Origin of the sequence: Roseateles puraquae (genome assembly GCF_002205845.1) — a bacterium.
Taxonomy (GTDB): domain Bacteria; phylum Pseudomonadota; class Gammaproteobacteria; order Burkholderiales; family Burkholderiaceae_C; genus Pelomonas; species Pelomonas puraquae.
Window position 1 is genome coordinate 235,184 of the sequence record NZ_NISI01000005.1, and the last position, 11,809, is coordinate 246,992.

The 11,809-nt window shown below is 69.4% G+C and carries 9 protein-coding genes; 2 read left to right on the plus strand and 7 right to left on the minus strand.

The window, feature by feature from the left end:
* Window positions 1-96 precede the first annotated feature (96 nt).
* Entirely contained in the window at window positions 97-1,488 is a 1,392-nt protein-coding gene (locus tag CDO81_RS13670) for a metallophosphoesterase family protein (protein ID WP_158218273.1), read from the minus strand.
* Between the two features lie 141 nt (window positions 1,489-1,629).
* Here CDO81_RS13670 and pelA point away from each other — a divergent pair, with 141 nt between their 5' ends.
* Window positions 1,630-2,889, plus strand: a complete 1,260-nt coding sequence (gene pelA, locus CDO81_RS13675; RefSeq protein ID WP_206602102.1) for a pectate lyase — start codon at window positions 1,630-1,632, stop codon at window positions 2,887-2,889.
* On the opposite strand, the gene CDO81_RS13680 is transcribed toward pelA, so the two are convergent.
* The 6 genes from CDO81_RS13680 to CDO81_RS13705 form a co-directional block, all read right to left on the minus strand.
* Complete coding sequence (locus CDO81_RS13680) at window positions 2,873-4,228, minus strand: MFS transporter (protein WP_088483779.1); 1,356 nt, start codon at window positions 4,226-4,228, stop codon at window positions 2,873-2,875. The two genes, pelA and CDO81_RS13680, sit on opposite strands and share 17 nt — an antisense overlap.
* A 63-nt stretch (window positions 4,229-4,291) precedes the next feature.
* Window positions 4,292-5,737, minus strand: a complete 1,446-nt coding sequence (locus tag CDO81_RS13685) for an aldehyde dehydrogenase family protein (protein ID WP_193466500.1) — start codon at window positions 5,735-5,737, stop codon at window positions 4,292-4,294.
* A 133-nt stretch (window positions 5,738-5,870) separates the two neighbouring features.
* Window positions 5,871-7,199 (minus strand): glucarate dehydratase, encoded by a 1,329-nt coding sequence (gudD, locus tag CDO81_RS13690; RefSeq protein ID WP_193466501.1) that lies wholly within the window; start codon window positions 7,197-7,199, stop codon window positions 5,871-5,873.
* A 112-nt stretch (window positions 7,200-7,311) separates the two neighbouring features.
* Window positions 7,312-8,283 carry a Bug family tripartite tricarboxylate transporter substrate binding protein gene (locus tag CDO81_RS13695; RefSeq protein WP_088483781.1) on the minus strand — a complete coding sequence of 324 codons (972 nt, stop codon included), beginning with the start codon at window positions 8,281-8,283 and terminating at the stop codon, window positions 7,312-7,314.
* Between the two features lie 33 nt (window positions 8,284-8,316).
* Window positions 8,317-9,228, minus strand: coding sequence for a 5-dehydro-4-deoxyglucarate dehydratase (kdgD, locus tag CDO81_RS13700; RefSeq protein WP_088483782.1), 912 nt, complete (start codon window positions 9,226-9,228; stop codon window positions 8,317-8,319).
* Window positions 9,229-9,307: 79 nt separating this feature from the next.
* Window positions 9,308-10,042 carry a FadR/GntR family transcriptional regulator gene (locus CDO81_RS13705; protein ID WP_088483783.1) on the minus strand — a complete coding sequence of 245 codons (735 nt, stop codon included), beginning with the start codon at window positions 10,040-10,042 and terminating at the stop codon, window positions 9,308-9,310.
* A gap of 111 nt (window positions 10,043-10,153) precedes the next feature.
* Between CDO81_RS13705 and garD the strand changes: the two genes are divergently transcribed.
* Window positions 10,154-11,743, plus strand: a complete 1,590-nt coding sequence (garD, locus tag CDO81_RS13710) for a galactarate dehydratase (RefSeq protein ID WP_088483784.1) — start codon at window positions 10,154-10,156, stop codon at window positions 11,741-11,743.
* Window positions 11,744-11,809 lie beyond the last annotated feature (66 nt).

Below are 11,809 nucleotides of genomic sequence, written 5' to 3' on the forward strand. Positions count from 1 at the left end.
TGCCCATTTACCCTGCAGAAACCCTTCATATCGGGTAGGCGAGTGACGAAATGCGCGTGGGCCGGTGTGCCGGAAGTCAGTGGTTACGGCGCCGTTTCAGCTGCAACGCAATTTCTGGCCCGCCAGGGTGCAGCGCGCGAGCGGCTGGCCCAGGGCATCGTAGGCTTGCACATGCCAGCCCTGCGGCGTGGCCGACAGCAGCGTGAGTCCGAACTCGGTGTGGCTGTGGAACGTCTCCAGCCGGGCACCGGGCACGGGCTCGGTCTTCAGGGCGGCGGCGGCGTTCACGCGGCCCGAGGCCGCCGAGCCGCCATTGCCGATGACCAGCGAGGCCGGGTGGTTGCTCGCAAAGCCCAGCGCCTCGTGGATGTGCAAGTGGCCCTGCAGCACGGCCTGCACGCCGGGCGGGTACAGGCGCGGGCCAAAGGCGTCCTGCAGCAGCGGGGTGAGCCCCGAGCGCGGCAGGCCGGGCGAACCCAGCAGGCTGGGCGCGAAGGCCAGACTCGGGTGGTGGCTAAGGAAGAGGCTTTGCGCCCGGTCCGCCGCCAGCGTGGCCACGACGTCCAGTTGCTGGCGCCAGCGCGCCCAGGCGGCGGAGTCCCGCGGCACCTTGCCGCCGCCGATCTCGGCCGAGTCGAACACGATCAGCTGGCTGCGCGGCGACAGCGGCACGGCGAAGGGCGGCGTGAAGTCGCCCGGATTGACCTGGCCCGAGGCCATCGCCGTCTCGCAGCGGCGTGCAGCGCCGGGTGTGGCGTCCAGGTAGCGCAGCCAGCCTTGGCCTGCGCGGTTGCAGGCTTCATGGTTGCCGCGCACGAACACCCAGGGTGCCGCCGCCAGCAGCGCCTTGGCGGGCTGGAAGAGGTCGGCCTGCCAGGTGTCGTCGCCATAGCCCCAGGGGCTGCCCGCGCAGCCGGCCATGTCGGCCGGGCACGGGCTTTCGCGGTAGTGGTAGTCGCCCACATGCACGACCAGGTCAGGCTTGAGCTGCAGCGCCTGGGCCAGCACGCGCGGGAAGGGCCAGCCGTAGGCGTCGTTGCAGGGCTGGAAATCGTTCTCAGAGGCCTTGAGCCGGCAGCCGGTGTCACCGATGACGACGATGCGCAGCAGCTCGCTGGCGGGCGCCTTGAGCGCGATGCCGCCCACGGTCAACGCGGCGACGCCCTGCGGCCACGGCGCCTCGCAGGCCCGCAGCGTGAAGCGTGAGGGCTTGCGCTCCGGCTGGCTGTTGCCGGGCGGCGGCGGCTCCAGCCCTGGCGCGCTGCGGGTCTGCATGGCCGCGCTTCCGCCGTCCCACTGCAGGGCGGGACAGCTGTCGTCGTCGGTCAGGGCGCGCACGGCCCAGCCCGGCCCGGCCACCGCCTGCACCCACGCCTCCTGCAGCCCGGTGCGCGGCGGCGCCGGTTCCGCGGGCGGTGGAGGTGGCGCGGCGCAGCCGGCCAGGGTCAGCGCCAGGGCTGGCAGCAGGAAACGCGCAAGATGAATCATGAGTCGATCAACCATGTGAGCGGCAATAGAGTAGCAATGTGCCTGACGGCCGGGGCGGCTAGATTGCCGGGCATGTCTACTGCCTGTCGTGCCATGCCCGCTGTCCGCCGTCTCGTTACGCTTCTTCCGTTGGTGTTCGCGTTGTCTTCGCCCGTCTTCGCGGCGCAGATTGGCACGATTCCCCCGGCCGAGTCACTGACCACCGAGCGGGTGCAGGCCCTGCCCCCCGCGCAGCGGGACGCCTGGGCGGCCTACGTGGCTCGCTCTGACGCCCAGCGCGCCGCCGACCGCGCGGCGCTGGCAGCCGAGCGCGAAGGCATGAGCACCTGGCCGGCACGTCCCGAGGGTGGCCACAGCGAAGGCAGCATGCCGCTCGACAAGCCCGGCCACTGGTACGCCAGCGATGCTGCGCGCCTCGTGATTGCCAACATCCTGAGCTTCCAGACTCCCGCCGGCGGCTGGGGCAAGAACCAGCCGCGCGACCGGCCGGCTCGGCTCAAGGGCCAGGACTTCGTGGCGGACAACAGCAACAAGAAGGCCACGCCCGGCGACTTCGATGCCGCCAAGGACCCGCAGTGGAGCTATGTCGGCACCATCGACAACGACGCCACCATCACCGAGATCCGCTTCCTCGCCAAGGCCGCGCCGCACCAGGAGCCCGAGCTCGCCAAGGCCTGCCGCGCGGCGGCCGAGCGCGGGCTGCGCTACCTGCTGGCTGCTCAGTTCCCCAACGGCGGCTGGCCGCAGGTGTGGCCGCTGCAGGGCGGCTACCACGACGCGATCACCATGAACGACAACGCGGTGGTGGAAGTGGCCGAGCTGATGGGCTGGGCCTCGCGCGGCGAGGCCGACCTCGGCTTCCTGCCGGCGGACCTGAAGGCCGCCGCCGCCGCGGCGCATGACCGCGCGGTGCAACTGCTGCTGGCCACGCAGATCCGTGTCGACGGTCGCCTCACGCTCTGGGCCCAGCAGCATGATCCGCTCACGCTGGCGCCCAGCTCGGCGCGCAACTACGAGCCGCCCGCACTCAGCGCTGGTGAGAGCGCGCGGGCGCTGGAGTTCCTGATGCAGCTGCCCAAGCCCACGCCGGCCATCGTCGAGTCGGTGCGTGCGGGTGTTGCGGTGCTGCGCGAACTGCCCGTGCGCGGCCGCGCCTTCGTCAAGGTCGACGGCGCTCGTCGCCTGATCGATCAACCCGGCGCCGGCCCGCTCTGGGCTCGCTTCTACGACCCGGCGACGCTCACGCCGGTGTTTGGTGACCGGGACAAGAGCCTGCACGACAACGTCAACGACATCAGCGCCGAGCGTCGCAATGGCTACTCCTGGTGGGGCACCTGGCCGGTCAAGACGCTGGCGGCCTACGACGCGTGGGCCGCGCGCTGGCTCAAGCCTGGGAACTGATCTCGAAGCGTTTGATCTCGCCGACGACGAACAGGTAGCAGCACACCGCGACCAACGCGTTGGCGGCGACGAACACCAGCGCTGCGTTGAACGATCCCGTACCCTTGATCAGGTAGCCGATGATGATGGGCGTGGTGATGCCGGCCGTGTTGCCGAAGGTGTTGAACAAGGCGCCTGACAGCCCGGAGATCTCTCGCGGCGAGGTGTCCGACACCACGGCCCAGCCCAGGGCACCCAGGCCCTTGCCGAAGAACGCAAGCGACATGATGGCCACCACCACGGCGGAGCTCTCGACGAAGTTGCACAGGATCATGCTTGTCGACAGCAGCATGCCCACCACGATGGGGGCCTTGCGCGCCACGGTGAGGCTTTGGCCACGACGCAGCAGCCCATCGGAAACCAGGCCGCCGAGCACGCCACCCGCGAAGCCGCAGATGGCAGGCAGGGCAGCGACAAAACCGGCACTCAGGATGGACATGCCGCGCTCCTTGACGAGGTAGACGGGGAACCAGGTCAGGAAAAAGTAGGTCAGGGTGGTGATGCAGTACTGCCCCACGTACACACCCATCAGCATGCGGTTGGCCAGCAACTGGCGGATGTAGCCCAGCCGCGGTGACTCAGGCGCGAAGCTGCGACTTTGGGTGCCGGGCTGGTCCATGTTGACGAGGGCGCCGCCGGCCGCGAGGTACTCGAGTTCACCCTTGCTCACGCTGGGGTGGGTGCGTGGCGTGTAGACGGTCTTGAGCCAGACCAGGCTGAGCGCCATGCCGAGCACACCCATCACCACGAACACCGCTGGCCAGCCGTAGCGATGCGTGATCCAGCCCATGAGCGGCGCGAACAGCACCGTGGCGAAGTACTGCGCCGAGTTGAAGATCGCCGAGGCCGTCCCTCGCTCGCTGGCTGGGAACCAACTGGCGACGATGCGGCCATTGGCCGGGAAAGACGGCGCCTCCGCCGCGCCGACCAGGAATCGCAGCGCGAACAGAACGACGACTGCCGTCGTTGCCGTGGCCGTGAGGAAGCTGATGCCGCCCTGCAATAGCGTGAATACCGACCACAGCAGGATGCTCGCGGCATACACGCGCTTGGAGCCGAAGCGGTCCAGCAGCCACCCTCCCGGCAACTGGGCGATCACATAAGACCAGCCGAAGGCCGAGAAGACGTAGCCCATGGTCACGGCGTCGATGCCGAGTTCCTTGGAGATGGCCGGTCCGGCGATGGACAGCGTGGCGCGGTCGGCATAGTTGATCGTCGTCACGATGAAGAGCATCGCGAGGATCAGGTAGCGCTTTCGGGTGCGCACGGCGGACCGAGGCAGCGGGGTGATGGTTGACATGAGTGTCTCCGGGCAATGCAGCGGCTCCGCCTCTTGACGGGCGGTCATGCGAAAAGAGGGCGATCAGGCCTGGGTGTAAGCGGTCTTCACCGTCGTATAGAACTCCGCCGCGTAGCGCCCCTGCTCACGCGGGCCGTAGCTGCTGCCCTTGCGGCCGCCGAAGGGCACGTGGTAGTCGACGCCTGCGGTGGGCAGGTTCACCATCACCATGCCGGCCTGCGAGTGGCGCTTGAAATGGGTGGCGTGCTTGAGCGACGTGGTGGCGATGCCAGCGGCCAGCCCGAAGGGCGTGTCGTTGGCCAGGGCCAGCGCGTGTTCGTAGTCGCGGGCGCGGATGACGCTCACCACCGGGCCGAAGACCTCCTCGCGGTTGATGCGCATCTCGGGCGTGGTGTCGGTGATGAGGGCGGGCGTCAGGTAGAAGCCGGGGGCGCCGTCGGCGTTGTGTTCCAGGCGGGCGCCACCGTGCGCCAGCCGGCCGCCTTCGGCCTGGGCGATGCCGAGGTAGTCGATGTCCTGGCCCAGCTGGCTGGCGTCGACCACGGGGCCGATGTCGGTCCCTGCCTTGCGGGCATCGTCCACCTTCAGCGTCTTCATCTTCTCCACCATGGCGGCCACGAATCGGTCGTGGATGCCGTCGGTCACGATGAGGCGGCTGGACGCGGTGCAGCGCTGGCCGGTCGAAAAGAAGCCGCTGTTGACGGCCGCGTTCACGGCCACGCCGAGGTCGGCGTCATCCAGCACCACCATCGGGTTCTTGCCGCCCATCTCCAGCTGGAACTTCGCCATGCGCGCCACGCAAGCCGCCGCGACCTTCTGCCCCGTCGCGACCGAGCCGGTGAAGCTGACCGCGGCGATGCGCGGGTCGTTCAGCAGCTTTTCACCGACCACCGAGCCGCGTCCCATGACGAGGTTGAACACGCCGGCCGGCAGCCCGCTGCGCGACAGGATCTCGGCGAGGGCCCAGGCCGACCCGGGCACGAGGTCAGCGGGCTTGAAGACGATGCAGTTGCCCCACGCCAGGGCCGGCGCGATCTTCCAGGCCGGGATGGCGATCGGGAAGTTCCAGGGCGTGATCAGGCCGACGACGCCGACGGCTTCGCGGGTGATCTCCACCCCCACGCCCGGCCGCACCGAGGGCAGGCTCTCGCCGCCCGGGCGCAGGGCTTCGCCCGCGAAGAACTTGAAGATGTTGCCGGCCCGCACCACCTCACCGATCGCCTCCGGCAGGGTCTTGCCCTCTTCACGCGCCAGCAGGTCGCCCAGTTCGGCCCGGCGGGCCAGGATCTCGCTGCCCACCGCATCGAGGATGTCGAAGCGCTGCTGCGGGGTGGACAGACTCCAGGCCGGGAAGGCGGCCGTCGCGGCGGCGATGGCGAGGTCGGCCTGGGCGGCATCGGCCTGGGCGTACTCACCGATCAGGTCGCGCGTGTCTGACGGGTTGATGTTGCGCGAGACGGCGGCGCCGTCGAGCCATTGGCCGTTGATGAGGTTCTTGTGCAGGGTCATGGGTAGGTCTTTGGCGGTGATGATGGATGCAGCCACACAGACACAGAGGCACAGAGAGGCAAGGGTGAGGGCGCCGACCCGCGGTCTCTGTGGCTCTGTGTCTCTGTGGCTGTGTTTCTGGGCGCCCGGATGATCAGCGCGCCAACGCCGGGCGTTTGGGGTTGAAGGTCCAGCCAGGCATCAGGTACTGCATCGCGATGGCATCATCGCGCGCGCCCAGGCCGTGGCGTTGGTAGAGCTGGTGGGCCTTCTCGACCTCGGCCATGTCCAGCGTCACGCCCAGGCCGGGCTGCTGCGGCACCTTCACATGGCCGCCGATGATCTGCAGCGGGTCTTTCGTGAGGCGCTGGCCGTCCTGCCAGATCCAGTGCGTGTCGATGGCGGTGACCCGGCCGGGGGCTGCGGCGGCCACGTGGGTGAACATCGCCAGGGACACGTCGAAGTGATTGTTGGAATGCGACCCCCAGGTCAGCCCCCAGTCGCGGCAGGTCTGGGCCACGCGCACGCTGCCGGCCATCGTCCAGAAGTGCGGGTCGGCCAGCGGGATGTCCACGCTTTGCAGTGACAGGGCGTGGGTGAGCTGGCGCCAGTCGGTCGCCACCATGTTGGTGGCCGTGGGCAGGCCGGTCGCGCGGCGGAACTCGGCCATGACCTCCCGGCCCGAGAAGCCGTCTTCGGCGCCGCAGGGGTCTTCGGCATAGGCCATCACGCCGCGCAGATCGCGCAGCAGGCGGATGGCGTCTTTCAGCAGCCAGCCGCCGTTGGGGTCGAGCGTCACGCGGGCTTCGGGGAAGCGCTCGTGCAGCGCGCGGATGGCGGTCACTTCCTCCTCGCCGCGCAGCACGCCGCCCTTGAGCTTGAAGTCGTTGAAGCCGTAGCGCTCGTGCGCCGCCTCGGCCAGGCGCACGATGGCCTCGGGCGTCAGCGCCGCCTCATGGCGCAGGCGGAACCAGGCGTTGTCGGCGCCTTCGTCGCTGTCGTAGAGCAGGTCGGTGCGGCGGCGGTCACCGATATAGAACAGGTAGCCCAGCATCTCCACCGAGGCGCGTTGCTGGCCCTCGCCGAGCAGCGCCGCCACGGGCACGCCCAGGTGCTGGCCGAGCAGGTCCAGCAGGGCCGACTCCAGCGCGGTCACTGCGTGGATGGTGGTGCGCAGGTCAAAGGTCTGCAGGCCGCGGCCGCCCGAGTCGCGGTCGGCGAAGGCCTGCTGCACGCGCTGCAGCAAGCCGGCATGCGCGCCGATGGGCTGGCCCACGACGAGGCTGGCGGCGTCTTCCAGCGTGCGGCGGATCTTCTCGCCGCCGGGCACCTCACCCACGCCGGTGTTGCCGGCGCTGTCGGTCAGGATCAGCAGGTTGCGCGTGAAGAAGGGGGCATGCGCGCCGCTCAGGTTGAGCAGCATGCTGTCGCGCCCGGCGACCGGGATGACGCGCAGCGACGTGACGGTAGGTGTGGCGTTCATATCTTCCGGGCCGTAGTGCATGGTCGAGGCAAGCCCGCGGATCTGGCTTTGCCAGGCCGCTGGGCGCTGCCCCCTTGAGGGGGCCGGCGAAGCCGGTACGGGGTGGGCGTGTTCAATCTGCGGTGATCTTGCGGTCGGTGATGACCTTCTTCCAGCGCTCGAACTCCGCGTGCTGGAAGGCTGTGAACTGCTCGGGTGTGTTCGCCACGATCTCGAAGCCTTGTTCCAGCAGTTTGGGCTTCACGTCGGGGGCGTTCAGCGCCGCCACGATGCCCGCATGCAGCTTGGCCTTGATGTCGGCCGGCAGGCCCTTGGGTGCAGCCACGGCCTGCCAGGAGTAGACCTGCAGCCCCTTGATCCCGGCCTCCTCGGTCGTGGGCACGTCCGGCAGCACCGGCGAGCGCTTGGCGCTGGTGATGGTGAGCGCGCGCAGCTTGCCGGCCTTGATCTGCGGCAGGGCGGTGTTGATGTTCATGAAGCTGGCATCCACCTGGTTGCCCAGCAGGTCGCTCATGACCGGGCCGCCGCCCTTGTACGGGATGTGCAGACCGGAGGTGCCGGTCTGCTGCCAGAAGAGTTCGGCCGTGATGTGGTCGCTGGAGCCGTTGCCGCTGGAGGCGAAGCTCATCTTCTCGGGGTTGGCCTTCAGGAAGGCCAGCACCTCGGCCAGGGTCTTGTGGGGCGAGGCGGCCGGCACCACCAGCACGTTGGGGGCCTGCACGGCCACCGAGACGTAGTCGAGGTCCTTGGTGGGGTCGTAGCCGATGTTCTTCAGCAGGTGGGGGCCGATCACCAGCGGGCCGAGCGAGGTGACGAGCACCATGTAGCCATCCGGCGCAGCGCGCTTGACGGCGGCCGTGCCGATGGTGCCGCCGGCGCCACCCCGGTTGTCCACCACGAAGCTGCCCCCGAGCTTCTCCTGCAGCTTGTTGCCCAGCAGCCGGGCGATGGCATCGCTGGAGCCGCCGGGCGGGAAGGGCACCAGCAGGGTGACGGGCTTGGCGGGCCAGGCCTGGGCCAGGGCCGGGCTGGTGATGCCAAGGGCCGCGAGGCTCAGCAGCGCGGAGGTCAGCAGTCGCTTCATGGGTTGTCTCCTGGGTTGTCGTGACGACGGTTCTTATTGGGGCCCGAGCTTGGCGATGAGTGCGGCGAGCTGCTCGACCTCGGCCGGCAGCAGATCGCTCAGCGGCGGCCGCACCGGGCCCGCGCTGTGGCCCACCAGCGTCGCGCCCGCCTTCACGATGGACACCGCGTAGCCTTCGGCCTTGTTGCGGATGGCGATGTAGGGCAGGAAGAAGTCGCGGATCAGGCGGTCGGTGGTGGCGGTGTCGCCGGCCGCGTGGGCCCGGTAGAAGTCCATCGCCGTCTTCGGGATGAAGTTGAAGACCGCCGACGAATACACCGGGCAGCCCATGGCCTTGTAGGCGCCCGCGAACACCTCGGCCGTGGGCAGGCCGCCCAGGTAGGCAAAGCGGTTGCCCAGGGTCTGGCGGATGGACACGAACTTCTCGATGTCGCCCAGGCCGTCCTTGAAGCCGATCAGGTTGGGGCAGCGGTCGGCCAGCACCTGCAGGCTCTGCGGCGTCAGCTTGCAGGCGCCGCGGTTGTAGACCACCACGCCGAAGGTCACGCTCTTGCAGACCGCCTCGACGTGGGCGATGAGCCCGGCCTGGCTGGCTTCGGTCAGGTAGTGCGGCAGCAGCAGGATGCCCTGCGCGCCGAGGCGCTCCGCTTCCTGCGCGTACTGGATGGCCACGCGGGTGCCGCCGCCGGCGCCGGCCAGGATGGGCGTGCGGCCGCGGCAGGTGTCCAGTGCCACCTGGATGACGCGGCTGTACTCGCCCGGCTCCAGCGAAAAGAACTCACCCGTGCCGCCCGCGGCGAACAGCGCCGAGGCGCCATAAGGCTGCAGCCATTCCAGGCGCTCGGCATAGGCCCGGGGCGCGAAGTCGAGCTGGGCGTCGAAATCGGTCAGTGGGAAGGAAAGCAGGCCAGCTTCGAGGACGACCTTCAGTTCTTGGGGCGACATGGCGTGGAGCTCCAGCGGTGATGTTGTAGGTCATCGTACAACCTACGTCGCGTCGCGGGAATACCCGGGTAAACCCCGGTCAGCCGTGGGCGGCCTGGGCCTTGCGGCGGCGCTCGCGACTGTTGCTCAGGTGGGTGCGCATGGCAGCGCGGGCCGACTCGGCGTCCTGCCGGGCGATCGCGTCCAGGATGCTTTCATGCTCCGCATTCACGCGGCGCATATAGGCCTGGCGCTCCAGGCGCCGGGGCTCGTCCAGCTCGGCGGCTGGCTCCAGCCGGGCGCGGGGGATGATCTGGGCGCCGAGCGTGGCCATCAGGTCGGCGAAATGGTCGTTCTGCGTCGCCCGGGCGATCTCCAGGTGGAACTGGAAGTCCGCCGCGACCGAGTCCTGCCCGGCTTCCACGGCCGCGATCACCGCATCCAGCGCGCGCCGCAGCGCTGCCAGATTGGCCTCGGTGCGCCTTTGTGCGGCCAGGCCCGCCGCCTCGGTCTCCAGGCCGATGCGCAGCTCAAGCACCGCGATCACGTCCTGCAGTGTGCTGAACTGCTCCGCCGAAATCTTGAATGAGGGCCCATCGCCCGGCCCGATCACGAAGGTGCCGATGCCGTGGCGAGTCTCGACCAGACCGGCGGCCTGCAGCTTGGACAGGGCCTCGCGCACCACGGTGCGGCTCACCTCGAACTCGCCCATGATGGCCGCCTCGGTCGGCAGCTTGGTGCCCGCAGCCAGCTCGCCGCCGCGGATGCGGTCACTGAACCGCTCCACCAGTTCAAGGGCGAGATTGCGGGGGCGGCGGCGGACGGGGGCGTGCATTCGCGGGTTTTCCCGGGGTCTTGGGTCAGGTGAGGCGTCTACAGTGAGGCCAGTTGTACGACAACTTAGTTTCGTGCAACGACCCGCACTGTAGCCACTCCCTTGTCGGACATGAATGCCGTTTCTCCCCGCCCCCCGCTGACCCTGCGCATGCGCGCCGAGGACAACGTCGCCATCGTGGCCAATGACGGCGGCCTGCCGGCGGGCACGGTGCTGCCGGCGGGCGTGCCCGGCGCGGGCCTGATGCTGCGCGACAAGGTGCCGCAGGGCCACAAGGTCGCGTTGCGTGACCTGGCCGAAGGTGAGGCGGTGCTGCGCTACGGCGTGCCCATCGGCTATGCATTGCAGCCCATCGCGGCCGGCAGTTGGGTGCATGAGCGGCTGCTGCAGATGCCCTCGGCCCGGGCGCTGGAAGGCCTGCCCCTGGCCACGGTGAAACCGCCCGTGGCCGAGCCGCTCACCGGCTACACCTTCGAGGGCTACCGCAACGCCGACGGCTCGGTCGGCACGCGCAACATCCTGGCCATCACCACCACCGTGCAATGCGTGGCCGGCGTGGTGGCGCAGGCCGTGGCGCGCATCAAGGCGGAGTTGCTGCCGCAGTACCCGAACGTCGATGACGTCATCGGCCTGGAGCACAGCTATGGCTGCGGCGTGGCCATCGACGCGCCGGATGCCGTCATCCCGATCCGCACGCTGCGCAACATTTCGCTGAACCCCAACTTCGGCGGCGAGGTGATGGTGGTGAGCCTGGGCTGCGAGAAGCTGCAGCCCGTGCGCCTGCTGCCGCCGGGGTCCTTCCCCATCGTTGACGAGCGCGACCCCGCCGCCGGCCCCGAGACCATCTGCCTGCAGGACGACGCGCACGTGGGCTTCATGTCCATGCTCGACGACATCGTGCAAAGCGCGCGCCCTCATCTCGAACGCCTGAACGCCCGCCGCCGCGAGACCGTGCCGGCCAGCGCGCTGGTGGTGGGCGTGCAGTGCGGCGGCAGCGATGCCTTCTCCGGCGTCACCGCCAACCCGGCCGTGGGCTTCTGCGCCGACCTGCTCGTGCGGGCCGGGGCCACGGTGATGTTCAGTGAGAACACCGAGGTGCGCGACGCCGTGGAGCAGCTCACCAGCCGTGCCGCCACGCCCGAGGTGGCCGAGGCCATCGTGCGCGAGCTGGGCTGGTACGACCGCTACCTCGACCGCGGCCGCGTCGACCGCGCGGCCAACACCACGCCCGGCAACAAGGCCGGCGGCCTGTCCAACATCGCCGAGAAGGCGATGGGCTCCATCATCAAAAGCGGCAGCGCAGCCATCAGCCATGTGCTGTCGCCCGGCGACAAGCTGCGAGCCGACCAGCGCGGGCTGGTGTACGCCGCCACGCCGGCCAGCGACTTCATCTGCGGCACGCTGCAGCTGGCCGCCGGCATGAATTTGCACATCTTCACCACCGGCCGTGGCACGCCGTACGGCCTGGCGGAATGCCCGGTGGTGAAGGTCGCCACGCGCACGGACCTGGCCCGCCGCTGGCACGACCTGATGGACGTCAATGCCGGCCGCATCGCCGACGGTGACGCGAGCCTGGAAGACGTCGGTTGGGAGCTCTTTCACTTGTTGCTGGACGTGGCCAGCGGCCGGCGCAAGACCTGGGCCGAGCACTGGAAGCTGCACAACGCGCTGGTGCTGTTCAACCCGGCGCCGGTGACCTGAGCCGCCGCCTGACGCGCCACTGCGTGTGATACTGCCTCGCAGCATCCTGTGTTGGGTGCGCCTCAC